Origin of the sequence: Blautia sp. An81 (genome assembly GCF_002161285.1) — a bacterium.
Classification (GTDB): domain Bacteria; phylum Bacillota; class Clostridia; order Lachnospirales; family Lachnospiraceae; genus Blautia; species Blautia ornithocaccae.
Genome location: NZ_NFHH01000011.1, coordinates 14,781 through 40,832 on the forward strand (window position 1 = coordinate 14,781; position 26,052 = coordinate 40,832).

General features: G+C 44.0%; 21 protein-coding genes and 2 tRNA genes. 6 read left to right on the forward strand and 17 right to left on the reverse strand.

The features are described from left to right. Nucleotides 1–5 precede the first annotated feature (5 nt). The 5 genes from B5G33_RS10835 to B5G33_RS10855 form a co-directional block, all read right to left on the reverse strand. Nucleotides 6–1,010 carry an acyltransferase gene (locus tag B5G33_RS10835; RefSeq protein WP_158229606.1) on the reverse strand — a complete coding sequence of 335 codons (1,005 nt, stop codon included), beginning with the start codon at nt 1,008–1,010 and terminating at the stop codon, nt 6–8. Between the two features lie 252 nt (nt 1,011–1,262). Then, on the reverse strand, nt 1,263–2,732 hold the full coding sequence (xylB, locus tag B5G33_RS10840) for a xylulokinase (protein WP_087417672.1): 1,470 nt from the start codon (nt 2,730–2,732) through the stop codon (nt 1,263–1,265). A 73-nt stretch (nt 2,733–2,805) separates the two neighbouring features. After that, entirely contained in the window at nt 2,806–4,272 is a 1,467-nt protein-coding gene (locus B5G33_RS10845; RefSeq protein ID WP_087417673.1) for an L-fucose/L-arabinose isomerase family protein, read from the reverse strand. 39 nt (nt 4,273–4,311) lie between these two features. Continuing rightward, nucleotides 4,312–4,929, reverse strand: a complete 618-nt coding sequence (locus B5G33_RS10850) for a DUF4867 family protein (protein WP_087266765.1) — start codon at nt 4,927–4,929, stop codon at nt 4,312–4,314. Nucleotides 4,930–5,156: 227 nt separating this feature from the next. After that, nucleotides 5,157–5,699 (reverse strand): transporter substrate-binding domain-containing protein, encoded by a 543-nt coding sequence (locus B5G33_RS10855; RefSeq protein ID WP_087266762.1) that lies wholly within the window; start codon nt 5,697–5,699, stop codon nt 5,157–5,159. Nucleotides 5,700–5,844: 145 nt separating this feature from the next. Here B5G33_RS10855 and B5G33_RS10860 point away from each other — a divergent pair, with 145 nt between their 5' ends. Continuing rightward, the gene (locus B5G33_RS10860; protein ID WP_087417674.1) at nt 5,845–6,774 is read left to right on the forward strand and encodes a TIGR01212 family radical SAM protein; all 930 of its coding nucleotides are present in this window, start codon (nt 5,845–5,847) and stop codon (nt 6,772–6,774) included. Between the two features lie 3 nt (nt 6,775–6,777). Further along, nucleotides 6,778–7,290 (forward strand): DUF4364 family protein, encoded by a 513-nt coding sequence (locus B5G33_RS10865; RefSeq protein WP_087266758.1) that lies wholly within the window; start codon nt 6,778–6,780, stop codon nt 7,288–7,290. 47 nt (nt 7,291–7,337) lie between these two features. On the opposite strand, the gene nrdR is transcribed toward B5G33_RS10865, so the two are convergent. Both nrdR and B5G33_RS10875 read right to left on the reverse strand, forming a co-directional pair. After that, nucleotides 7,338–7,787 carry a transcriptional regulator NrdR gene (gene nrdR / locus B5G33_RS10870; protein WP_087266756.1) on the reverse strand — a complete coding sequence of 150 codons (450 nt, stop codon included), beginning with the start codon at nt 7,785–7,787 and terminating at the stop codon, nt 7,338–7,340. Nucleotides 7,788–7,798: 11 nt separating this feature from the next. Further along, complete coding sequence (locus B5G33_RS10875; RefSeq protein WP_087417675.1) at nt 7,799–8,962, reverse strand: FprA family A-type flavoprotein; 1,164 nt, start codon at nt 8,960–8,962, stop codon at nt 7,799–7,801. 213 nt (nt 8,963–9,175) lie between these two features. On the opposite strand from B5G33_RS10875, the gene B5G33_RS10880 reads away from it, so the two are divergent. Both B5G33_RS10880 and arcC read left to right on the forward strand, forming a co-directional pair. Then, nucleotides 9,176–10,207, forward strand: coding sequence for a M42 family metallopeptidase (locus B5G33_RS10880; protein ID WP_087417724.1), 1,032 nt, complete (start codon nt 9,176–9,178; stop codon nt 10,205–10,207). A 303-nt stretch (nt 10,208–10,510) separates the two neighbouring features. After that, nucleotides 10,511–11,443, forward strand: coding sequence for a carbamate kinase (gene arcC / locus B5G33_RS10885; protein ID WP_087417676.1), 933 nt, complete (start codon nt 10,511–10,513; stop codon nt 11,441–11,443). An 86-nt stretch (nt 11,444–11,529) separates the two neighbouring features. On the opposite strand, the gene B5G33_RS10890 is transcribed toward arcC, so the two are convergent. The 5 genes from B5G33_RS10890 to B5G33_RS10910 form a co-directional block, all read right to left on the reverse strand. After that, entirely contained in the window at nt 11,530–12,000 is a 471-nt protein-coding gene (locus B5G33_RS10890) for a threonine/serine exporter family protein (RefSeq protein WP_087266747.1), read from the reverse strand. Next, nucleotides 11,997–12,782 carry a threonine/serine exporter family protein gene (locus B5G33_RS10895; protein ID WP_242971238.1) on the reverse strand — a complete coding sequence of 262 codons (786 nt, stop codon included), beginning with the start codon at nt 12,780–12,782 and terminating at the stop codon, nt 11,997–11,999. Before B5G33_RS10895 ends, B5G33_RS10890 begins: the two co-directional genes overlap by 4 nt. Nucleotides 12,783–12,888: 106 nt before the next feature. Next, nucleotides 12,889–13,764 (reverse strand): undecaprenyl-diphosphate phosphatase, encoded by an 876-nt coding sequence (locus B5G33_RS10900; protein WP_087417677.1) that lies wholly within the window; start codon nt 13,762–13,764, stop codon nt 12,889–12,891. 10 nt (nt 13,765–13,774) lie between these two features. Continuing rightward, nucleotides 13,775–16,972: a carbamoyl-phosphate synthase large subunit gene (gene carB / locus B5G33_RS10905; protein ID WP_087266739.1), complete on the reverse strand. Its 3,198-nt coding sequence runs from the start codon at nt 16,970–16,972 to the stop codon at nt 13,775–13,777. Beyond that, entirely contained in the window at nt 16,972–18,045 is a 1,074-nt protein-coding gene (locus B5G33_RS10910; RefSeq protein ID WP_087417678.1) for a carbamoyl phosphate synthase small subunit, read from the reverse strand. Before B5G33_RS10910 ends, carB begins: the two co-directional genes overlap by 1 nt. A 305-nt stretch (nt 18,046–18,350) precedes the next feature. Between B5G33_RS10910 and B5G33_RS10915 the strand changes: the two genes are divergently transcribed. Both B5G33_RS10915 and B5G33_RS10920 read left to right on the forward strand, forming a co-directional pair. Then, a tRNA-Leu gene (locus tag B5G33_RS10915) sits at nt 18,351–18,434 on the forward strand. A 252-nt stretch (nt 18,435–18,686) separates the two neighbouring features. Next, a tRNA-Leu gene (locus B5G33_RS10920) sits at nt 18,687–18,770 on the forward strand. A 123-nt stretch (nt 18,771–18,893) separates the two neighbouring features. Here the strand turns inward: B5G33_RS10920 and clpX are convergent. The 5 genes from clpX to B5G33_RS10945 form a co-directional block, all read right to left on the reverse strand. Next, nucleotides 18,894–20,324: an ATP-dependent Clp protease ATP-binding subunit ClpX gene (clpX, locus tag B5G33_RS10925; RefSeq protein ID WP_087417679.1), complete on the reverse strand. Its 1,431-nt coding sequence runs from the start codon at nt 20,322–20,324 to the stop codon at nt 18,894–18,896. A 191-nt stretch (nt 20,325–20,515) separates the two neighbouring features. Then, complete coding sequence (locus B5G33_RS10930; RefSeq protein WP_242974674.1) at nt 20,516–22,201, reverse strand: S1C family serine protease; 1,686 nt, start codon at nt 22,199–22,201, stop codon at nt 20,516–20,518. A gap of 106 nt (nt 22,202–22,307) precedes the next feature. After that, nucleotides 22,308–23,225, reverse strand: a complete 918-nt coding sequence (locus tag B5G33_RS10935; protein WP_087417726.1) for a glycosyltransferase family 2 protein — start codon at nt 23,223–23,225, stop codon at nt 22,308–22,310. A gap of 98 nt (nt 23,226–23,323) precedes the next feature. Continuing rightward, nucleotides 23,324–24,604, reverse strand: coding sequence for an LCP family protein (locus B5G33_RS10940; protein WP_087417680.1), 1,281 nt, complete (start codon nt 24,602–24,604; stop codon nt 23,324–23,326). Between the two features lie 18 nt (nt 24,605–24,622). Further along, nucleotides 24,623–26,020 carry an undecaprenyl-phosphate glucose phosphotransferase gene (locus tag B5G33_RS10945; protein WP_087266728.1) on the reverse strand — a complete coding sequence of 466 codons (1,398 nt, stop codon included), beginning with the start codon at nt 26,018–26,020 and terminating at the stop codon, nt 24,623–24,625. Between the last annotated feature and the right edge of the window lie 32 nt (nt 26,021–26,052).

Sequence of the window (26,052 nt, forward strand, 5' to 3'; positions counted from 1 at the left end):
TAACATCAAACTACATATTTTCTCAAAGGCGGAATCATGATCATAATCTGTGCCGCCACACAGGACAAAATAAAGGTCAGAATCCAAAAGATCAGGATCCCTGCATACCCGATTCTTAAAGGAGTTATATGCAGAAATTTATAGAAGAAATTCAGAAATACCGGATGTATCAAATAGATACCAAAACATAGACCTCTGTGGACAGAAAACCAGGATCCAGAAACATTTGCTCTGGATACAGCCAGGAAGATCCCCATAGACATCAGGACGATCCAGGGTGAATCGTATGAGACCGGAAAAAGTTGTAAGCAAAAACCATTAACGATCAGTATTACTCCCATCACAGCGGCTACTGCTCCTCCGATTTTCCAGCTCCATTCCACACAATCCCTAAGATAATACCCTGCCACATAATAGAACAAATATATTCCGGCAAAAGGATAGGTAAATCCCAGATAGAATCCTGTTAGCTGTTCTGCAAAAGGCAGTATGCTGCTAAAGCAAAAGCCCAGCAGTAAACCATATTCTAAAAGCCGTTTTCCCCCATAGGCAATAACCACCTTTAAAAGAGGAGTAATGAGATAAAGACCAATCAATTCATATAAATACCACATATGGGCCCAAGTATTTCCCGACAGCGTCATGAGGAATCCTTTTCCTACCATGGTCAGGGAAAAGGTCCGTTCAGTCATGACCAGTTCCATAACAGCGAACACTGTTCCGAAAATAAGAAGAGCCAACAGGATTCTCCGCACATAATGCTTCAGCAATCTTTCAATGGTAATCTTCTTTTCCGGAGTCAAAAATAATGCTCCTGAGATCATAAGGAAAATAGGAACACCTGCTGTCATCAGATTTTTTACGGTTTCATACACGATTTTCTGCCCCTGATTCATCTCTACGGCTATGGTATCGGACACCCCTGAAACCACATGGAGCATTACTACCATGGCTATCGCCGTCCATCTGAGGATATCCAAATACCCCAGTTGTTTTTTTTTCTCGTCCATAATTGTCTCCTTCTTGTTCATCAGACATCCTTTTTCTTCTGATGAAGCATTTTTAATAGCCTTCCCTCCCCGGCTTTACAGCTATTTTAATACATTTTTCCCGCCGCCACAAGGAGCCAAATATAAAGTCCGTTATCTGGCAATTATCTGCCGGCACAGGCACAGCAGCCATTTGCCCGATGTATTGCGCAAAAAAACAGCAGAGCTGTTCCTCCTGAAAGGATACAGTTCTGCTGCTTCTTTTTACCTGTATCAGATAATCTCGTTAAACAGTTCTTTTACCGTAGGATAGATTTTTACAAATTTCTGATATCTCTCCTCGTATTTTGCAGCCAGTTCCGGTTCAGGCTCTACTGTATCAATAACCTTCACGATTTTTTCAGCTGCTTCTTCTACTGATGCAAACTCTCCGTTGGCTACTGATGCCAGCATGGCTCCCCCTAAGGCCGGGCCTTCCTCAGATTCGATAACATCCACTTTAATGTTCAGGATATTGGCGATCATCTTTTTCCACAGAGGGCTTTTGGCCCCGCCGCCGCAGATCTTGGTCCGCTCAATCTGGATACCCAGAGATTTGGCAACCTCAAAAGAGTCCCTGATAGCGAAGGCTACGCCTTCCAGAACTGCCTGAGTCATATCTGCTCTGGTGCTGTCCATGGTCAGTCCGATAAAGGTTCCTCTGGCATTAGGATTATTGTGAGGAGACCGCTCTCCCATGAGATAAGGCAGGAAGAAGACGTTATTCTCTCCCAGCTTCTCAATCTTTGCCTGTTCTCCGCTGTAGTCCTTTGTGCCGATGATCTCGTCCATCCACCATTTATTGCAGGAAGCTGCACTCAGCATACAGCCCATCAGATGATAGTGACCGTCTGCGTGAGCAAAGGCATGAAGGGCATTATTGGGGTCTACGCCGAATTCTTTGCTGGAAATAAAGATGGTTCCGCTGGTTCCCAGGGAAATGTTGCACATTCCGTCACCAACTGTACCGGTTCCTACTGCAGCCGCAGCATTGTCTCCGGCTCCTGCCACAATCTTGCAGGTCTCCGGGATGCCCAGCTCTTTCGCCAGCTCAGGTTTTAATGTGCCTACTGTTTCATAGCTTTCGAAAAGCTTCGGCATCTGTTCCTCTGTAACTCCGCAGATATCCAGCATCTCTTTGGACCAGCAGCGGTTCTTCACATCCAGAAGAAGCATTCCAGATGCGTCGGACATATCACAGCTGTGGGTTCCGGATAATTTATAAGCCAGATAATCCTTTGGCAGCATGATTTTTTTAATCCGTTTAAAGTTCTCCGGTTCGTTTTCCTTTACCCAGAGGATTTTTGGCGCGGTAAAGCCGGCAAAAGCAATATTGGCTGTATACTGGGACAGTTTATCCTTGCCGATCACATTATTTAAATAATCTGTCTCTTTTCCTGTTCTTCCATCATTCCAGAGAATTGCAGGACGGATTACCTGGTCCTTTTCGTCCAGGATCACCAGGCCGTGCATCTGTCCGCCAAAGCTGATGCCGGCTACCTGACTCTTATCGCAGTCAGCAGTAAGCTCTTTGATTCCTTCCAGGCTCTGCTCCCACCAGTCTTCCGGATTCTGTTCAGACCATCCCGGATGAGGGAAAGAAAGGGGATATTCTCTGGAAACGATCTTCTGGATCTTTCCTTCTCCATCCATGAGCAGCAGCTTCACGGCGGAAGTTCCTAAATCTACTCCAATGTATAACATATTTTCTCTCCTTTACTGAATGGGGACTGCCGCAAGATACGACAGCCCCTGTGATTCATGTCCTTTTCAACTTTTATGCAAATGGATTTTCTGTTGGATACAGAACGCCCTTCGGCTGATTGTAGTTAATTTCTTCTACATCAACACCGAGATACTTGAATACCTCATACAGAGCTTTTCCATAGTGTCCAAAAGCAACAGCTCCGTGATGCGGGTAATTCTTTTCTACCAGAACATGACGGTAGAAACGTCCCATCTCAGGAATAGCAAAAATACCGATGCCGCCAAAGCTCTGTGTTGCCACAGGAAGAACTTCACCATGAGCAATGTAAGCCCGAAGCTTGCAGTCAGAAGTGCTCTGAAGACGGTAGAAGGTAACGTCACCTGGAATAATATCTCCTTCCAGAGTACCCTGTGTAACTTCTTCCGGAAGATTTCTTGCCATGATCATCTGATATTTCATAGTGCAGGAAGTCAGTTTTCCGGAAGTTGTATTTCCGCAGTGGAATCCCATAAAGGTATCTTTCAGTGTATAGTCATATTTTCCTTTGATCTCGCTGTCATAGATAGATGCAGGAACCGTATTGTTAATATCCAGAAGAGTAACGGCATCCTGGCTGATCACAGTACCGATGTACTCGCTTACAGTACCCCAGATATCTACTTCACAGGATACAGGGATTCCTCTTCCTGTAAGACGGCTGTTTACATAGCAGGGAACGAATCCAAACTGAGTCTGGAATGCAGGCCAGCATTTTGTAGTCAGAGTCACATATTTTCTGGAACCTTTGTGAGCTTCTACCCAATCCAGCAGAGTAATCTCATACTGAGCCAGTTTTGGCAGGATTTCCGGTTTCATATTGCCTTCTCCCAGTTCCTTCTCCATGTCTTTGGCAACTTCCGGAATACGTGGATCTCCTTCATGATTCTTGAAGGCTTCAAAAAGATCCAGCTCAGAGTTTTCTTCAATCTCGATTCCCAGGTCGTAGAGTCTCTTAATAGGAGCGTTGCAGGCCAGGAAGTCCTGAGGACGTGGTCCAAAGCTGATTACTTTCAGGTTCTTTAATGCTACTATAGCTCTTGCGATAGGAATAAATTCCTCGATCATATCTGCTACTTCTGCAGCGGTTCCTACAGGATACTCAGGAATGTACGCTTTTAAGTTACGCAGCTTCAGGTTATAGCTGGCATTTAACATACCGCAGTAAGCATCGCCTCTTCCCTGTACAAGGTCTCCTTCTTCAGCTGCTGCCACTACCATACATGGTCCATGGAAATATTTTACTAACAGAGTCTCTGCTGTCTCCGGTCCGAAGTTTCCAAGATATACTACTAAAGCGTTGCATCCGGCTTCTCTCAGTTCTTTCAGAGCTTTCTGCATGTCCACTTCACTTTCTACAACGGTTGGACATTCGTAAATTTCTCCTTTGTAAGCAGCTACTACTGCTTTTCTTCTGTTCTCAGACAGTGTCATCGGGAAACAGTCACGGCTTACGGCCACGATACCCATTTTTACTTCTGGCATGTTCTGTAAATTCATTCTTCTTTACCTCCTGATTAAATTTGTATATTTTTCTGTCTATCCTACAGACAGATTTGCACCTTTTAATCCCACAAAAGCACCTTCGATACCGGCTTCTTCATGGGCAATGAGCCATTTGTTTCTTGCAAACAGCAGCTTGTCCTCCTTTGTATTGTTCTGAGCCGCTGGTGCATCTGTGTTAGTTCCCTTTGGAAGGATCACTGCTGCCCGGAATTTATTTCCGTTTACATTGCAGGGCGCATAGTGAAGCGTTGTGGCATACACTTCGATGACAGTTCCTGCCGGAATCAGGAAGGCTTCCATCTTTCCAGTGTCATATGTACCGTCTTCCTCAATATCCTGCTCTTTTCCCAGGATCAGGATCATATCTGTCTGGGCCACGTTCACCTCAGAATCTCTGTGGTACTCTACTGCATTTAAAAGTACATTATTTCCATTGCAGTAGCCCACCTGGACAGGCATTCCTCCATAAAGGCTGTAGCCAATCTTCTCCACGCAGGGACAGGCTTCCAGTTTCTCATCAGAGGCCACATATACCACATCATCTGGCTGAGGGGTCTCTTTCAGAGCTTCCAGCAGATCGGAAACATCGATTCCCTGAATTACTTTTCCGTAGGTCTGAAAGGCTTTATCTGTTACCTTCAAAATTTCCATCTGGGACTTACCTCCTTAATTAGTTTAGTCATTAAACTATATCTTTATGCTACCATCTCTATAGAAAAAAAGCAAGTTATTTTTTCGGAAAATCTCTTCTTTTTGCTGTTATTCAATCATGCAGCTGACCCCTGTACAAAAAGAAAGCAGACCTGTCATGCCAGAACATTTGATTCTCTGACTATAACAGGTCTGCGCTTTCAGGCAGCTCCAAAGCTCTCTTTAAATTATATCGTAATATCTTTTCCAAAATATTTATTGGAAAGCTCTGAAAGAGTTCCGTCTTCTTTCAGTTCTTCCAGATTTTCTTCCAATGTATCTGCCAGAGAGTTTCCCTTTCTGGTAAATGCCGCAATCTGGTTTTCTTCCTCTTCTGCCCCAATCTGGTCCTGCACAGAAGAAAGATCCAGATAGGGCTTTGTATGTCCGTAATGTATGGTATTCCACTGACTGATGCCCACGGAAGACAGTACACAGTCATAGACCTCCCCATCCAGAGATTTCAGCAGATTTTCTTCTGATGTGTCTACGATTTCCAGTTCCATATTCATTTTATCCGCCAAAAGCCCTGCCAGTTCTACCTCAAAGCCTTCCGGCTGATTATTTTCCGAAGAAAGATAGCACATTTCTTCAATGCCAAGATGCATCCCCACCCGCAGCACGTCATTTTCCAGGGTTTCCCTGTTTCCAGCTAGAAAGCATCCAGACAAAGACGGAAGAAGCAGCGTGAGCAGAAGTAAAAAAATTCCTCTATTAAATACTCTTTTCATACAGTTTTCTCCAATTATTTCAACCTGTCATGAAAACAATATCATGTAACCTCCCCTTTGTCAATGCGCCGAAGAATACCCGGCACTTGTAAAAGATTTTTTCAGATGGTATGATAAAGGAAATATTTCAGGGGAGAATGAAACTATGGAAAGCTGGAATGGAAAACCTTATCACTCTTTTGATTACATGCTGAAGGAACGCTTTTCCTGCAAGATATATAAGACAGCTCTCAACGGAGGCATGACCTGTCCCAACCGGGACGGCACCCTTGGAGAACGGGGCTGCATCTTCTGCAGTCAGGGAGGCTCGGGAGACTTTGCAGGAGACCGCCGGGACTCTATCACAGAACAGATCAACAAGCAGGCGGAAAAACTGGCTCAGAAAAGAAATGCATCTGCTTTTATTGCTTATTTTCAGGCCTACACCAATACCTACGCCCCTGTGGAATATCTGAGAAAAATCTATACAGAGGCCATAAATCATCCTCAGGTAGCGGCTGTTTCTATTGGCACCCGCCCGGACTGTCTGGGTCCAGATGTACTGGCTCTTCTGGAAGAGCTGAATCAGATAAAACCGGTATGGATAGAGCTGGGGCTTCAGACCATTCATGAAAGGACTGCAGCATATATCCGCAGAGGATATCCTCTCTCCTGTTTTGAAGAGGCTGTGAAAGCTCTTCGGCAGCGGGATCTGGATGTCATAGTCCATACCATTCTGGGACTTCCCGGTGAAAGCCGCCAGGATATATTGGAAACTATGGAATATCTGAACCGTCGGGATATCCAGGGGATAAAGCTCCAGCTTCTTCATGTACTGAAAGGGACTGATCTGGCACAGGACTATCTGGAAGGCAGATTTTCCGTCTATACCATGGAAGAATATCTGGACATCCTTATTGATTGTCTGGAACACCTTTCCCCTGATATCGTAATCCACCGTCTCACAGGAGACGGACCAAAAGATCTGCTTATGGCACCTCTGTGGAGCAGTAAAAAACGAACCGTCTTAAATACCCTGCATCATGAATGTAAAATCCGTCATGCTTATCAGGGAAGATTATATAAGGAGGACTAAACTATGGCAGAACCTCTCACACTGTATAAACTGATGATCCTTTATATGCTGGAAAAATCGGAATTTCCTCTGACAAATGCTCAGATTTCTGATTTCATACTGGATAAGGGCTATACCACTTACTTTCATCTCCAGCAGGCCCTCTCGGAGCTCACAGACTCAGAACTTATCAAATCCACAACCGTCCGGAACTCTTCTTATTTCCGTATTACGCCCCAGGGCAGGCAGACACTGTCTTACTTTGAAGACCAGATTTCCGACGGCATTAAATCAGACATTACTGATTTCTTTAAGGAAAATATTATTAAAATACGGGAGGAGCTTTCTGCTGTGGCTGATTATTATAAAGGCCAGAAGGAAGGCTATCAGGTCCGCTGCCGTCTCAGTCAGGACAAGCTCTCCCTGGTAGACCTGACCATTGCCGTACCTACTGAGGAAGCTGCCAAAGCTATATGTATCAACTGGAAAGAGAAAAGCCAGAGTATCTATGAAAACCTCATTGAGTTTCTTCTGTAAAAAAGCAGCCGGCTGTCCTTTTCTACCCATGACAGCCGGCTGCTTTTTTATTTCATTACTTTTTTCAGTTCATCCATAAAGGTATCGATATCCTTGAATTCCCGGTAAACAGAAGCAAATCTTACATAGGCCACTGCATCCAGTTCCTTCAGCTTTTCCATAACGATCTCGCCGATCACAGTGCTGGGGACCTCCCGTTCCTCTTTATTGAAAACTTCCGTTTCAATCTCATCAATAAGCTCTTCTATTCTCTTCACGGGAATAGGCCTCTTATAGCAGGCACGCATAACTCCATTCTGCAGCTTTCCCCTGTCAAACTCTTCTCTGCTCTGATCTTTCTTGATCACAGTCAGGGGAATGGTCTCAATTTTTTCATAGGTAGTAAAACGCCTGCCGCACTCGTCGCACTGACGCCGTCTCCGGATAGAATTATTGTCCGGTACAGGTCTGGAATCAATGACCCTGGTATTATCCTGATTACAAAACGGGCACTTCATACTGTTCCTCCTTATGCAAGAACCGCCTTTGCCAGTGTTTTCATATTTTCTTCGTCTGCATCCTTCATCACAGACTTAATCGTAACTACAGGCTCGCAGATCTCTATATCTTTCATACCTTCAAAGTATGCCTTCATCAATTTTCCTGCCATAGGCGCCCAGGAACCATTTTCCACGATTCCCACTTTTCTCTTCTTATAAGTTTTAATCTTCAGATGATACAGGAAATCCTCCATGCAGGGGAACAGGTTTCCATCATAAGTCACGCCCATAACAATCAGACGGCTGTAACGGAATGCGCTGGAAATGGCTTCTGCCATGTCATCTCTTGCCAGGTCAAATACCTTTACATTTTCAGCTCCGTTCTCTTTAAGGATTTCTGCCATTCTGGCTGCAGCTTTTCCGGTATTTCCGTGAATAGACGCATATGCCACTACCACGCCTTCTTCTTCCGGTTCGTAGCTGCTCCAGGTGAGATACTTGCCGATATAGTATCCCAGGTTTTCTTTCAGAACAGGTCCGTGAAGAGGGCAGATTGTCTGGATATCCAGAGTAGCGGCTTTCTTCAGAAGGGCCTGAACCTGGCTGCCATATTTTCCTACAATATTGATAAAGTATCTTCTGGCCTCATCGTCCCAGTCTTCTTCCACATCAGAAGCGCCAAACTTTCCAAAGCCGTCTGCAGAGAATAAAATCTTTTCTGTCTGCTCATATTCCACCATAACTTCCGGCCAGTGGACCATAGGAGCCATGAAGAACTGCAGGGTATGATTTCCAAGACTAAGGGTGTCTCCTTCCTTTACCACTACACTTCTGGGAGCAAAATCCAGAGTAAAGAACTGGGGAAGCATGGAAAATACTTTGGCATTTGAGACTACCTGCATATTTGGGTATTTCTCTGCCAGAAGCTGGATATTTGAAGCATGGTCCGGCTCCAGATGGGATACCACCAGATAATCTGGTTCTCTTCCGTCCAATACTTTCTCCAGGTTGTCCAGCCACTGCTGGGTCCTTCTTTTATCTACTGTATCCATAATCGCAATCTTCTCATCTAAGATCACGTAGGAATTATAGGTAACGCCATTTGGTACCTTGTACTGGCTCTCAAACAGATCAATATCTTTATCATCTACGCCAATATACACAACAGAATCTGAAATTTTCATATCATACATAAATCTGTTCCTCCTTGGGGCTGCAAATTCATCAATCTCGCTGCAGACCGCAGAATTACGGCCTTTTGCGGAAATAATTTCATACCGCCTCTATTATATATGGGTTGAAAGAAATTTTCCACTGGTTTTTATAGAAAATTTCTGTTCCAGAGGAAAATCTTGACGGAATCAGCCGGGAAGAATAAAATGTATCCTGAGACAGGAGGTATCAAAATGGAAGAAATCATAAAATATATTTTAGAACAGGTTCAGAATCTTCTGGCTATTGACAGTCCCACAGGTTACACTACAAATGTGACGGACTATCTTATGACAGAATATAAAAGGTTAGGCTATACTCCTCAGAAAACCGTAAAAGGCGGCGTTCTCACAGATCTTGGGGGAAAGGAAACAGACAATGCTGTGCTCCTGGAGGCCCATGTGGATACTCTTGGGGCTATGGTCTCTCAGATAAAATCCAACGGACATCTGGCGGTTTCTCCTCTGGGAGGAATGAACGCCAACAATGCCGAGGCTGAGAACTGCCGGATCATCACCCGGTTCAACGGCATCTACGAAGGCACCTGTCAGCTGACAGACGCTTCTATCCATGTAAATGGAAAATACGATGAGACTTCAAGAAGCTTTGATGTCATGGAAATCCTTCTGGACGAAAAAGTTTCCTCCAGGGAAGATGTTCTTGCCCTTGGCATCATGGAAGGGGATATCGTGGCTTTCGAACCCAGAAGCCGCATTACGAAAAGCGGTTATATCAAAAGCCGTTTCCTGGATGACAAACTCAGTGCTTCTATTCTGCTGGGTTATGCAAAGTATCTGAAAGAAAACCAGATTACCCCTGAAAGAAAAATCTATCAGCATCTGACCGTATATGAAGAAGTGGGACATGGAGGAGCCGCTTCTGTTCCTCAGGGTGTCACAGAACTTCTGGCTGTGGACATGGGCTGTGTGGGAGAAGGTTTAAACTGCCATGAACATCAGGTATCCATCTGTGCCAAAGACAGCGGAGGTCCTTACAGCTATGATCTGGTATCTCAGTTAATTGCCGTGGCCAAAAAAGAGAACCTGGATTTTGCTGTGGATGTATATCCTCACTACGGTTCCGACGCAGAGGCAGGACTGAGGGCAGGATATGACGTCCGTCACGGACTGATCGGTCCTGGAGTCTATGCATCCCATGGATACGAAAGAAGCCATGTGGAAGGCGTAAAAAATACCTTTCTTCTGTTAAAAGGATATTTAGGGTAAGTATAATTTAATTTTTATTAAGAGAATTTCTAATTATTTTATAAAAGGGACATAATTTACTCATATTTTTTCCCTATAATAAATCTTGGATAGTTGATAAACCACTCACTATCTCCCCCCTCAAGTTGAAAAAGCCCGGTACATTATGTATCGGGTTTTTTTCTGTTGCTTTTCTTACTTTCAGCAGATATAATGTTCTTATCTGCTTCTTTTGACCGGAACAGGCTGTCATAAGAAGAAACAGGGTGCATAGGTTTCAAGGAATGCGAGCAACACTATCATAGAAGAAAGAGGTATGACACTATGACAAGAAAAAAAGTAGTAGTGGCTTTAGGCCATAGAGCGCTGGGCACTACCCTGCCGGAACAGAAGACCGCTTTGAAGGCTTCCGCAAAAATCCTGGTTGATCTGGTAGAAGCCGGAGCTGATATTATCATTACCCACAGCAATGCTCCTCAGGTAGGCATGATCCATACTGCCATGAATGAATTTGGAAAGGTACACCCCGACTATACTGCGGTTCCCATGTCTGTATGTTCCGCTATGAGCCAGGGTTACATTGGTTATGATATCCAGAACACTCTTCGTGCAGAACTTCTCCGCAGAGGTATCTACAAGCCAGTGAGCACCGTTCTCACTCAGGTAACTGTAGATCCATATGACGATGCCTTCCATGAACCGGTGAAGATCATCGGACGGACTCTGACAGAAGAAGAAGCTGAAGCTGAAGAGCACAAAGGAAATTATGTAGTGAAAACAGCAGAGGGATACAGAAGGATCGTAGCTGCTCCCCAGCCGGAAAAAATCGTGGAAATCGATGCCATCAAAGCTCTTTCTGATGCAGGACAGATTGTTATCGCCTGCGGCGGCGGCGGAATCCCTGTGCTGGAAAGAGACGAGGAGCTTATCGGCGCCAGCGCAGTTATTGAAAAAGACCTTGCCAGCGGCAGACTGGCCCAGGAACTAAACGCCGATGAACTGCTGATCCTTACCAGTGTAGAAAAAGTTTCTGTAAACTACCGTTCTGACTCTGAAGAATATCTTTCTCAGATTACTGTCCAGGAAGCAAAGACTTATATGGAAGAAGGTCATTTCGGAGACAACACTATGCTGCCAAAGATTCAGGCATCTGTTGAATTTGTAGAAGGCCATCCGGACAGACGAGCCGTGATCACTTCTATCGGAAAGGCTAAAGAAGGCTATCTGGGTAAGACCGGAACTATTATTACAGCATAAATATTTCTGTAAAAAGCCAGGAGAGCAGGTATAAAAAATACCGAATCTCCTGGCTTTTCTATGGAATAGATATCATATCTGATATTTCATCTGTCATTGATTTTGTTCTTATTTTTCTGAAAAATCCCATTAATGGTCTTCTGGGGAATCTCAAAGACAAGGATAATTCCCAGGACCATGGCAATCGCAACTCCCAAAGTCTCCCTTCCGTAGTGGAGGCTCAGTTTATTATTTTCCAGAAGGCTGTAGTAAATTGTTCTGTAAATGCCGATTCCCGGCACCTCTGGAAAAATTCCTGCTATAAGAAATAAAGTAACCGGACATTTTCTCACCGTACTCCCGATTCTGGAAGCAAGCGTAATAAATACAGTAGCGACAAAATTTCCCACTATGGCCCCTGCACCCAGTCCATGGACAAAAATCCAGCAGATAAGCCAGCCTGTCCCTCCGATAAATCCGCAGAGAGGATAGTGCTCTCTTGGAACGGAAAATAACACCGAAAAGGCTACAGTCCCGATTCCTGCCGCCAGGAACTGCAAAACTCCTTCTGCGATCATAAAAGTATCCCTCCCGTCAGATTATAGTAAAGAAAATACATGATTCCCACACCCATAGCCACTCCAAGAGCCACCATAAGGGCATCCAGGAACCGGACCCCGCCGCCGATATAGTCACCGTCAGCAAAATCCCGAATTGCATTTACCAGGGAGACTCCAGGAACAAGAGGCATAATAGAACCTACCAGAATACTCCCTGGCGTTTTTCCCAAGCCCAGGCGGTAAAAAAGCACGGCAAAAAAGGAGACACAGAATCCTCCTGCCAGATTCTTCACGATCTTAGAAGTTTTTTTCTCCCTTTTCTCAAAGATAAGGAGAAGGCCGTAAAGGATAAAGCCTGACAAAAAGGCCGCAGCCATATCTTCCAGCCCTCCTCCGAGAAGATAGCAGAAAGAACCGGAGCCGATCCCAGATGCTGCCGTCCGAACAATTCCCCGTTTTCCCGGCATGTGCTTGATAACCTCCAGCCGTTCTTTAGCTTCCTGCAGAGAATATTTTTTCTCTTCAATCTCTCTGGAAAGCTGGTTTACTGCCGCTATCCGATGAAGTTTTGCTCCGCTGATGGGAATATGTTTTACACTGGCATATATCTGCCCCTCCTGATTCTCCGCCGTAATAAAGATTCCTGTGCTCAGCACAAAGGTGCTGCATTTTTCAATGCCAAAAGCTCTGGATATTCTCTGTATGGTCTCCTCTACCCGGAAAATCTCTGCTCCGGCATCCAGAAGGATCCTGCCGGCTTCCATAGCCAGGTCCAGCACTTCTTTGTCATAGTTTTCCACAGTCCCGCCTCCTATCCTCTAATCTTTACTAAAAATCTGAAAAGGAAAAAGCGGAACCGCCTCTGCAGTCCCAAAAGACTTTTTGAAACGATTCCGCATATTCAGCTTACCTGAAAATTGTAAAAAACAAGATTACGATAATACCTAGTACAATCCTGTACCAGCCGAACACTTTAAAATTGTGTTTTTTAATATATCCCATAAGGAATTTAATAGCCAGAATAGATACCACAAAGGAAACCACCATACCTACCAGCAGGATCACAACTTCCCAGGAAGTAAAGTTCATGCCGAATTTTACGATTTTCAGAAGACTGGCGCCAAACATTACAGGAATGGCAAGGAAAAAGGTATATTCCGCTGCCACTGTCCTGGAGGCTCCTACCAGGATACCACCGATAATAGTAGCTCCTGACCGGGACGTTCCCGGAATCAGAGACAGGACCTGGAAGATGCCGATAAACAAAGCGGTCTTCCATGCGATTTCGCTGATAGAATTATATTTTGCCTGGCGTTTCTCATTGTAGTCTTCCACGATCAGGAACATAACACCATATACGATCAGCATTACGGAAACCACAAACCAGTTATTGAATTTTTCCTCAATAAAATCGTTAAATGGCAGGCCGATAATAATTGCAGGGAGACAGGATACCAGTATTTTAAACCACATGATCATCTTATCGATTTTTACAAACCGGCACAGGACTCCCGCCGCCTTTTCTACCTTGGTCACATTCTCATGTTTCGGTTTTTTATTCCGGAAAGGCCACAGATCTTTCCAGTATAGGACCACTACTGCAAAAATAGCGCCTAGCTGGATGACTACCATAAACATATCCCAGAATTCCTGAGACACATTCAGCTTTACAAATTCTTCCACCAGGATCAGATGGCCCGTGCTGCTTATGGGAAGCCATTCTGTAATACCTTCCACAATGCCCAGGAAAATGACCTTTAATATCTCAATAAAGCTCTCCATTTTTTACTCCTTAGATTTCGGCAATATCCACCAGTTTCAGTTTCTGAATATCTGTGTTTTCCAGACTGGTTACCAAAGCCTCCGCTGTATCCAGGGCGGTGAGGACATTTACTCCGGTCTCGATAGCGTTTCTCCGGATAATAAAGCCGTCCTTAGCCTTCTCCACGCCCTGAGAAGGAGTATCGATAACCAGATCAATCTTATGAGCCAGAATCAGGTCCATAAGGTTTGGTGAAGGCTGCTCGATCTTATTGGTACGGATGGCCTTTACGCCATTTTCATTAAGAACCTTAGCTGTGCTTCTTGTGGCATAGATTTTATATCCCAGATTCTGGAATCTCCGGGCAATGGGGATGATATCCTGTTTATCTTCATCCCTTACTGTAATGATCATATTCTTATGCTTTGGCAGGTTCACGCCGGCTCCCAGGAATGCCTTATACAGAGCCTCATTAAAGCTCTCGGAAATACCCAGGCACTCTCCTGTAGACTTCATCTCCGGTCCCAGGCTTACATCTGCTCCCCGGATTTTTTCAAAGGAGAATACCGGCATCTTAATTGCATAGTGTTTTGCTTCAGGCTGAAGTCCCGGAGTATAACCCAGATCCTTCAATTTATGACCCAGGATTACCTGTGTGGCAAGAGGAACAATGGGGATTCCCGTTACCTTACTGATATATGGTACAGTACGGCTGGAACGGGGATTTACCTCGATAACATACACGTCTTCTCCGCAGACAATGAACTGAATATTGATCATTCCCAATACGTGAAGGGATTTTGCCAGTTTCCAGGTATAGTCCTCAATTGTGCGTTTAGCGCTGTCGCTGATTGTACGGGCAGGATATACGGAGATACTGTCTCCGGAGTGGATACCGGCTCTCTCAATATGCTCCATGATTCCCGGAATCAGGATATCTTCTCCGTCACATACAGCGTCTACTTCTATTTCTTTTCCCTGGAGATATTTATCTACCAGAATAGGATGTTCCTGAGCAATCCGGTTAATAATACCAATATACTGGTCTACATCCTCGTCGTTAATTGCAATCTGCATGCCCTGTCCACCCAGAACATAGGAAGGGCGAACCAGCACCGGATAGCCCAGCTCGTTGGCTGCACGGATAGCTTCGTCTGCAGTATATACTGTATGTCCCTTGGGTCTTGGAATATGACACTCTTCCAAAATCCCATCAAAAAGCTCCCGGTCTTCTGCCGCATCTACATTTTCTGCAGAGGTTCCCAGAATCTTCACACCCATTTTAATAAGGGCTTCTGTAAGCTTGATGGCTGTCTGTCCGCCAAACTGAACCACGGCACCGTCTGGTTTCTCTATATCTACCACATTTTCCACATCTTCCGGTGTAAGGGGCTCGAAATACAGCTTATCTGCAATATCGAAGTCTGTACTTACCGTCTCCGGATTGTTGTTGATGATAATGGTCTCATATCCTTCTTTTTCAAAGGCCCAGGTACAATGTACGGAACAGAAGTCAAACTCAATTCCCTGTCCGATACGGATAGGTCCAGAGCCAAGAATCAGGACTTTCTTCTTATCTGTAGTTCCGTCTGCCTCATTTTCTCCTCCGTATACAGAGTAATAATACGGGGTAGTTGCAGCAAATTCTGCTGCACAGGTATCTACCATTTTATAAGAAGCGGTAATTCCCCATTCTTTTCTCAGTTTATGAATTTCCTCTGCCGTCCTGCCAGTAAGCTGTCCGATCACATTATCCGGGAACTCGATTCTTTTTGCCTCTCTCAGCAATTCTTCTGTCAGCTCCTGGTCTTTTAAAGCATTTTCCATTTCTACCAGGATAGCCAGCTTATCAATAAACCAGATATCAATTTTGGTGATATCATGAATAGCCTCGTAAGAAATGTTTCTTCTGATTGCTTCTGCAATCCTCCAGATACGCATGTCATCTACAATATGAAGTTCTTCCAGCAGTTCTTCCTCTGTGAGACCAGTAAAATCATAGGACATCAGAGAGTCCACATGCTGTTCCAGAGAACGGATGGCTTTCATCAGAGCGCCTTCAAAATTATTGCAGATACTCATAACCTCGCCAGTAGCTTTCATCTGGGTGGTAAGAGTTCTCTTGGCGCTGATAAATTTATCAAAAGGCAGTCTCGGGATCTTCACCACACAGTAGTCCAGCATAGGCTCAAAACTTGCATAGGTCTTTCCTGTGATGGCATTCTTAATCTCATCCAGGGTATATCCCAGAGCAATCTTTGCAGCTACTTTCGCAATTGGATATCCAGTAGCTTTGGAAGCCAGCGCAGAAGAACGGGATACACGTGGGTTTACTTCGATTACGCAATACTCAAAGCTTTCAGGGTTCAGGGCATACTGTACATTACAGCCTCCTGTGATCCCCAGCTCTGTAATGATATTCAGGGCAGAAGTTCTCAGCATCTGGTATTCTTTATCTCCCAGAGTCTGAGAAGGAGCTACGACGATACTGTCTCCTGTATGAACACCTACAGGGTCAATGTTTTCCATGTTGCAGACTGTAATACAGTTTCCTGCACTGTCCCGCATTACCTCATATTCGATTTCTTTCCAGCCGGCAATGCAGCGCTCCACCAGAACCTCTCCTACACGGGAAAGACGGAGACCGTTCTCCAGGATCTCAATAAGCTCTTCCTCATTGTTAGCAATACCGCCGCCGCTTCCTCCCAGAGTATAAGCAGGACGCAGCACCACCGGATAACCAATCTTATTACTGAAAGCAACACCGTCTTCCACATTTCGTACTACCAGAGAAGCAGCAATGGGCTCTCCGATTTTTTCCATGGTGTCTTTGAATTCCTGACGGTCCTCTGCTTTTTTAATGGTCTCGGAAGTAGTTCCGATCAGGCGGACATTGTGCTCTTTTAAGAAGCCTCTCTCCTCCAGCTCCATGGCAAGATTCAGTCCTGCCTGTCCTCCCAGAGTAGGAAGCACGCTGTCCGGTTTTTCTTTCAGGATCAGCTGCTCTACAACTTCTACCGTAAGAGGCTCGATATAAACTTTATCTGCAATATCTTTATCTGTCATAATGGTGGCAGGGTTGGAGTTCAGCAGAACAACCTCGACTCCCTCTTCCTTGAGAGAACGGCATGCCTGGGTTCCTGCATAGTCAAACTCTGCTGCCTGTCCGATTACAATAGGGCCGGAACCGATCATCAATACTTTTTTAATATCCGGATTTCTTGGCATTACTCTGTCACCTCCATCATTTTAATGAAACGGTCAAATAAGTAGCCGGAGTCCTGAGGACCAGGGCAGGCTTCTGGATGAAACTGTACAGTAAAAATATTTTTTCCTACATATTTCAATCCTTCATTCGTCTTGTCATTTACATTTTCAAAAGCCGGAACTGCGATTTCCGGATTCAGAGTTTCTGTATCTACTACATAACCATGGTTCTGGGAGGAAATATACACTCTTCCCGTTTCCAGGTCTTTTACCGGGTGGTTTCCGCCTCTGTGGCCGTATTTCATTTTCTTAGTATCTGCACCTGTGGCCAGAGCCATAAGCTGATGTCCAAGGCAGATAGCAAAAATCGGCACCTGAGAGTCATACAGTTTTTTGATTTCTTTAATGATCTCTGTACATTCCTTGGGATCTCCAGGTCCGTTGGAAAGCATAATGCCGTCGGGCTGATCCTTCAGGATTTCCTCTGCCTTTGTAAAGGCCGGATAAATAGTAACCTGGCATCCTCTCTTATTTAAGGACTCTGCAATATTCTCCTTTGCGCCAAAGTCCATAAGAGCTACCTTAGGTCCCTTGCCTTTGAGAACGGATTTTTCCTCGCAGGTAACTTTCTCCACTACTTTTCCTGTAGTGTATGCATGAAGCCTTGGTATTACTTCCTCCAGTTTAAAGTCCGGATCCGTAGTGATCATACCATTCATGGTCCCCTTCTCCCTGAGGATTTTCGTAAGGGCCCTGGTATCGATTCCTGCAATACCTGGTATGTCATATCGTTTCAAAAAGTTCTGAATTGTATCTTCACAGCGGAAGTTGCTTGGAATACGGGATAATTCTCTTACAATATATCCGTCGGGCCATGGTCTCAAAGATTCCTGGTCCTCATAGCAGATGCCATAATTGCCAATTAAAGGATATGTCATGCAGACTGCCTGTCCGGCATAAGAAGGGTCTGTAAGTACTTCCAGATAACCAGTCATAGATGTGTTAAAAACAATCTCACTGATGACTTCTTTTCTGGAGCCAATGCTGGTACCTGTAAAGACAGTTCCGTCTTCCAGTATCAAAAATGCTTTCATTCTCTCACCTGTCTCCCTTTCTGTTTTTATTTATGTTTTCATAATGCCAGGTAAAAAGGTCATGTATTTCAGACTTTCATGAAAATCCATGAATCCGGGGCCTCAAAAACGTCCCTGACACTGCTGCTTCCTAAAAAGCCCTAAAATTCCCCAAATTGTAAAAAGTGTATCATAATGCACTATTTTTTTCAACCTTTTTTGCAGAATCAATTTCGTAAAACTTTTTTCATTTTTTTCTTGACAATTTAGTACAAATCGTATAATATATATTTTGCGCTTACGAAAACGCAAAAATTCATAAAAATGCAGGAGTGGCGGAATTGGCAGACGCGCAGGCTTCAGGTGCCTGTGGTAGCAATATCGTGTGGGTTCAAGTCCCATCTCCTGCACGCTTTGAGAATCTCAGTTATCAGATACTGAGATTCTTTTTCGTTCCACAGAAAATTCCCCGGACTACCCTATAAAAAACCTCCGAGCTATCCTTAAAATCCCAGATATTCCTATAAGCTTTCACTTTTTTCAAACTTTCAAAAACCTTTGGTTAATTCTGAAAATAAATTTCAAATTTTCTGTTGACATTTATCTCTTTATCGTGTATTATATGTTTTGTGCTCAGGAGCACACAATAAAATATCAGAAATGCAGGAGTGGCGGAATTGGCAGACGCGCAGGCTTCAGGTGCCTGTGGTAGCAATATCGTGTGGGTTCAAGTCCCATCTCCTGCATCTTTTTTTTGCTACGATTTAGCTCAGCACAGAGAATATAAAAATAGCTTCAGGGAAGTTTACTTGCCTGGAGCTATTTCTATATTCTCGTATTGAGCGTTTCGCTCAAGCTATCCGCTTCTTTTAATGCATCTCCAGCTGAGGCATCTCCTGTCCTCTCAGAAGGATCTTAGGTCCTCCTGTGTGCTGGATATATTCTTTTGTAATGATTACTTCTCCGATGCTGTCATCCTTGGGGATTTCATACATGATATCCAGCATATATTCCTCCAGGATTGCTCTCAGTGCTCTTGCGCCTGTGTGTTTCTCCATGGCTTTATCTGCAATGGCCTCTAATGCTCCCTGTTCAAACTCCAGCTTTACCTCATCCATAGCCAGAAGCTTCTGATACTGTTTCAGGATAGCATTTTTTGGCTCCCTAAGGATTTCTACCAGCATATCCCGGGTAAGTCCCTTTAATGCGAAGATAACAGGAAGACGGCCTAAAAATTCCGGGATCATTCCGAATTTTCTCAGATCATCTACCGTTACCTTCTCTAAAAGGCTGTCATCATGGTCATATTTATCCTTCAGATCCGCCTGAAATCCAATGGATGCAGTCTTATTCAGACGTTCTTTTATGATTTCTTCCAAATCCGGAAATGCACCGCCGCAGATAAATAAAATATTTTTTGTATCTACTGTTGTAAGAGGAACCATAGCATTTTTACTGTTTGCGCCCACCGGTACCTCTATCTCGCTTCCTTCCAAAAGCTTCAGCATTCCCTGCTGAACGGCTTCGCCGCTGACATCTCTCTGGTTAGTATTTTTCTTCTTGGCAATCTTATCAATCTCATCAATAAAGATAATTCCGTGCTCTGCTTTCTCTACATCATTATCGGCGGCAGCCAGAAGCTTGCTGACTACGCTTTCGATATCGTCACCGATATAACCAGCCTCTGTAAGTGAGGTTGCATCTGTAATGGCAAGGGGCACGTCCAGAAGGCGGGCCAGGGTCTTCACCATGTAGGTCTTCCCGCTTCCTGTAGGCCCTATCATCAGCATATTTGACTTTTCAATCTCTATATCATCATTGCTTTCTGCGAAGACTCTCTTATAATGATTATAGACAGCTACAGACATTACCTTCTTAGCATGTTCCTGTCCGATCACATATTCATCCAGGCTTGCTTTTATCTTATGCGGCGCAGGAATGCTCTGAATATCAAATACCTTCGGTGCTACCTTCTCTTTGGGCTGTTCCTGTCTTTTTTTCACTTTCTGCCTGTTGGGAATCTGGTTCTGAAGGGAACTTAAATCGATCATGCTGATATTCGGCATGTTGGGAATATTTTTCATCAGCTCATCATAGTTAATGGTGCTGTTATTCATAGTGTCAAAACTGCGCTGCATGCAATCTGTACAGATGTGGATATTATTGGGCAGATCGATCATTTTTCCTGCCTTGCTCTCCGGACGTCTGCACATAAAACATATTTTTTCGTAAGTATCCTTTTTTCCTTTATCTTCTTTATCAGAAGAAGTGGTTTCTAAATACTCTTTATCATCTGACATAACTGTTCTCGCTCTCTTTCCATTATAAAAACTATTCTGAGATTTAAACTATTTGGCTCCAGTATCTTATCATAAATCCCTGTATCTAACAAGTAAACTTTTTATAAATAGACACAGACGGCAGCCCGAAACCTGCGTCTGTTCCCGGCTGCCGTCTGTCTGCTTTCTTTAATTTTCCCCATTAAATATGATTACTGTCCGTTCTGGCTATCCTGAGCAGAACTCTGGGCATCACTTTTTGCTCCTAATGTTACCGTAACTGTCTGTTCCTGGTACTGTCCGCCTTCAGCCCGGGATATGACTATCTCTACCTGCTCTCCTGCCTGATAGTAGGACAGCTGATTGGTCAGATTATCATAAGTCTGTACCGTAGTTCCGTCAAACTTCTGGATGATATCACCCTGCTGGATTCCAGCCTCTGCCGCTGGTCCGCCTTCCTCAACACTGCTGACAAACACACCAACCGGCATATTATACATCTCCTCGGTATTGCTGGTCACATTGATACATGTGATTCCCAGATATGCTGCCTGGCTTTCATCTTCAACTTTCTGCCTTGTTTCTCTGTTCATCAGTTCATCCAGGATTGGCTCTGCACGGCTGATCGGAATGGCAAATCCCATACCTTCTACTGAGCTGGATGCGATTTTAGAAGAGTTGATACCTACTACTTCTCCATTCATATTCAGAAGAGCTCCACCGCTGTTTCCAGGGTTAATAGCCGCATCTGTCTGGATAAAGGTCCCATCTACATCATCAGAACTTACCTGTTTATTCAAAGCGCTTACATAACCGGAAGTAACCGACTGTCCATATCCTAAAGCATTTCCAATAGCCACTACCTGCTCACCTACTACCAGGTCATCTGAGCTTCCCAGATTAGCTATTGCGATTTCATTAAGGACATCTTCCGGAATGTCTGATAGGTTTACAGAAACTACTGCCAGGTCGTTATCCACATCTGTACCCTTCACCTGTGCAGTTACTGCTGTGCCGCCTTCCAGGTCTGTGCTGCTTCCTGAATCAGAGCTGGTATTTTCCACATCACTCTGAGAGCTGGCTGCTGTTCCATCCTGGTTTGTAAAGCATACACTCAGGCTGGTGGCACCTTCTACCACATGATTATTCGTTGCAATCAATAACTCTGTATCATTCTGCCCTACGATGATGCCGGAACCACTGCTTTCAGTTTCCTGTTCCTGGGTTCCTCCGCCATAATTAAAGAAGTATCCGTAGTAATTTGGAATCTCCTGTACGCTGATACTGGTAATTGCTACAATAGAAGGCATAACATTGGCAGCCACCTGAGCAACACTTCCCTGAGAGGAAGAATCAGAAGATGCTGTACTGCTATTTGTCAGCTGAGCCTGGGCAATCTGTGTATTTTCTTCCGGTGTCAGCTGATTGCCTACATAATTTACTCCCTGGAAAACAACTCCTGCTACCAGTCCGAACACTGCTGCACAGGCTGCTGCAAATCCAAGCTTTCTGGCAGCTCCTGAAGTATTCTTTTTCTTTTTCGCTTCCTTTTCTGGCGGGACAGGGGTAGCAAACTGATAAGAAGAATAACTGTTTTTCTTTTCTCCTGCTGGTTCCCTGGCAGTGTTATCTGCTGTTTCCTCTGTACTTCTGTTTTCCGTTCTTGGCTCAGAAACTTTCCTGTAAGTACGGGCATAATAAGGATTTTCCTCACTAGGCGCTTCCTGGGGTTCCTGCATATTCTGCTGTTGGGAATCTGTTTCACTTTCCTGAGAATTTCTCATAACAAAGGATTCTCCTTTTGTATAAGATTCTTCATTTTGATTTTCCACAGGTTTTTCCGTTCTGTTATCGGGCTCTGTACCTGTGCCATTTATATTTTTAAATTCGTCACTCATAATTTATGCTTCCTTTCCTCAGATTATCTCTTTTTCTTTTTACATGACTAAGTCTATCAGTCAATTGTGTTCAAATTGTGATAAAAAAAACAAGAAAAAGTGAAATTTAATTCTTTTTTTTCCAGTAATCCGGGTTCATGGTAAACTTCATCACCAGTCGCCTGGGTAATTTTCGATAGTTTTTTCCCATTCTGTATCCCAGAAATTTAAAGGCGCTGCTGAAGACCAGCTGAGGGAAGAGCCAGGGTCTGCCTTTCTTTATAAGATAGAAGCAGGTACTTTTTACCAGGCGGATTCCCTCCCCCTCCGAAGGAACATCCTTGAATATCTCCGGATGATCTGCCTGGGATACTGCAAGGTCAAAGTTCCGCTTAAACTGCTGTATCCAGGTATAATTGTGTGAGTGGATCACCTGGGCATCTGCGGCATAGAACACAGCATATCCTGCCTTTATCAGATTTCCGGCCATGATCATATCCTCGTTAAAAATCGTGGGAAATGTAAAACCACCCATTTTTTCATAAGCCTCTTTACGATATGCAGCGCACACATTAGAACAGAAAAAAGTTTTAATTCCCAGTATGGGAATGTCTTTTCTGGTCTTTCTCCTGCTTTTCTCAGGATAATTAAAAGAACGGGTATATCGCTCAATAAGCCTGCAGTCCTTATCTGGAAGCTGTCTGCCATAGACCGCCCCCACCTCAGGGTCTCTGAAAGGTTTGAGAAGATTCTCTATGGTACATGTATCTGCTGGTACCGCATCTTGCGTAAAATATATCAGAAATTCACTGTCTGCCATTTCCGCCGCCTGGGCTCTGGTTCTACCATGATCAAATTCTTCTTTAGAAATATGGATGACTTCTGCCTGCTCCATTCCTCGGAGCACAGAATCTTTCCAGAATTTCTTCTCTGTATTCATAATAAGGATTTTATCCGGGGGGAGCGTCTGCTTCTTCAGACCTTCCATAAGTCTGAGAAATTTATCTCCCGGTTTATAGGTAGGGATAATTACTGTAACGCTCATATCTTTTCTCCTCTTTGTAGATTTCAGTAGCTTTTTGTGTACGAAAGAAAAGGAAGGGCCTTCCAGCACCTCCCTTTTCTCTCCCAAAAACTTATTCCTTAATAGTATTCTTCTTCAATATCATAACTGCTGTCATCCTCTGTATTATAGCTGTAGCTTTCTACAGAGGAATCCTCATAACTGCCGGTATCTTCTGAGCTGTCGCTGCTGTCTTCAGAGGATTCTCCATCATCCAAGAGATACTTTCTCTCATCTGCAACATAACTCTCCCCGAATCCGGTGCGGTCTACCACAAAATCACTGCGGATAGTTACTGTCTCAGAGGGCTGATAATCCTCATCGGAAAACAGAAATTCATGGAGATATTTTACATTTGTTTCCAGAGTAGTAGGAATAATGCAGTCCAGTCCTGTAACTGGCACTGTAAGGTCTCCTCCCATTACATAATCTACAGGAAATCCGGTATTTTCTCCCATACTATAAGTCAGGATACTGGTTCCCAGACGGATCAGCTGTGACTTGGAGAAATTTGTCTGTATAAGGGGAAATACCTGATCCACAATGTCATTCAGGGTAGTCAGACTGGCTGATTTTGCCTTTTCTGCCAGAAGGTCCAGTACCAGACGCTGCCTTTCTGTCCTGCCCTGGTCTCCCGAAGCAGTCTGACGGATACGGCAGTAGGCTGTAACCTGAACTCCGTTGAGATGATAGGTTCCCAAAATCTGTGACTGGTCCTCCGGTGCAGGATCCGGTTTTTCAATTGGGGTATAATCCATCCCTGTCTGTTGGGAAGTTTCTACACAGTGATTGTTCATATGTTCAATTTCTTCATAGGACATTGGAATATCCAATCCGCCCAGGCAGTCTACCACTGTAGCCATAGCGCTGAAATCCACAGCTACATAGTTCTCAATGTCCAGATCCATGTTAGTATTTATCATATTCACCGCCTGCATGGGGCCACCCCGGAGATAGGCAGAATTGCATTTATTATAAATACCATTACCGTATTCATCCTCATCTACCCGCATATAGGTGTCCCTGTACAGAGATACCAGGCGCACTTCCTTGGTATCATTATTGATGCTGGCTATGATGGCCGTATCACTGTTTCCATAGGCTCCCTCGTCCTCTGCACGCTTATCCACTCCAAACAGGGCAATGTTCGTATAGCCGCTGAGCACTTCGCTTCCCGCTACAGACTCATTAATCTGCACTTCCTGTTCATCTGCCGCCTGAGTAAAGTTCAGTCTGTCCATTCTTTTATTAATCTGAGTATATAAAAATAGAACTCCAACCAGCAGAATCAGTACAAGAATCTCAACTCCGAAAAGGATTTTTCTACCTATGTGTCTCTTCTTTTTTTTCATCTTAGACATCTTCGTTCCCCTTTATCACTAATACGCATTTTTATTTACAAATCCTTTAAAAAAGGTCAAAAATAAAATCTTTACATCCAGTCCCAGTGTCCAGTTTTCAATATAGTAAAGATCATATTCTATTCTTTTTCGGATAGAAGTATTTCCTCTGTATCCGTTTACCTGAGCCCAGCCAGTAATTCCCGGACGTACCTGATGCTTGATCATATATCTGGGAATCTCTTCTTTGAATTTTTCGACAAAAAAAGGCCTTTCCGGTCTGGGGCCAACCAGACTCATCTCCCCTTTTAATACATTAAAAAACTGAGGCAGCTCATCAATGCTGGTCTTCCTCATAAATTTACCGAATCCGGTTACCCTGGGGTCATTCTTTACTGTCCATCGGGTTTTTTCCTTCTCCGGTGCCTGAACTTCCATAGAACGAAACTTGTACATCATAAAAGGCTGATTATGAAGTCCTACTCTCTCTTGCTTAAAAATCAGAGGTCCCGGAGACGTAAGCTTGATCATAATTGCAGAAAAAAGCATCACCGGTGAAAAAATCACAATAGCAACCAGAGCGCCTACAATGTCCATGACCCGTTTTAAAAACGCATAATAAGTATTTGTCAGCGGAACATGTCTTATATTGATCACCGGAAGTCCCAATATATCCTCTGTATATGGCTTAGTCGGTATAACTCTATTATAATCAGGAATAAACTTTGTATGCACTCCTGACTTTTCACACAAAGCTACGATTTCTTCCAGACGGCTGTATTCATTCAGTCCCAGAGTAATTGCAATCTCATCCAGGCGGCTCTGAGGCAGGATTACCGTCAGATTTGCAATCCTTCCCAGCACCTTTACTCCTTTATACTCTGTTCCCGCTTCAATATGGTCGTCCAGGATTCCTCGTATCTTATATCCCCACTGTGGATTTGCAATGATCCTGTCTATATATTCTTCTGCCGCATGGCTGTATCCAACGAGAAGGATATGCTTAAGATTATAGCCTTTCTTCCGCATACTCATCAGAAAGTACCGGATCAGATTTCTGAGTCCTGTCTCCATCAGGATATTCACACAGTAGAAAATTGCCAGGAGTTCTCTGGAAAAGTGCATCATCTTAATAAGATACAGCACTCCAAGGATCAGGGCGATCCCAACAGTATTGGCTTTGACAATATTCCACATTTCCAGTCTTCTGCCCTGGACCCTCTTAGGAGTATACAAGTTGAATATATAGTATAAGAGCAGATATACCGGCACGATAGGCAGTATAGCCACAGCATAAGTCCTGAAGGGAAGCCCTCCTACTTCCTGGTCCATAAACAAAAATTTAATCACCCAGGCAATAAAGTAGGCTGCTACAATAACAAAAGCATCCAGCACCACGTGGAGGCGGTTAAAATGCTTTTGATTTTCTTTTATCAAGGTATTATCACCCTCTACTTAATCATGTAACA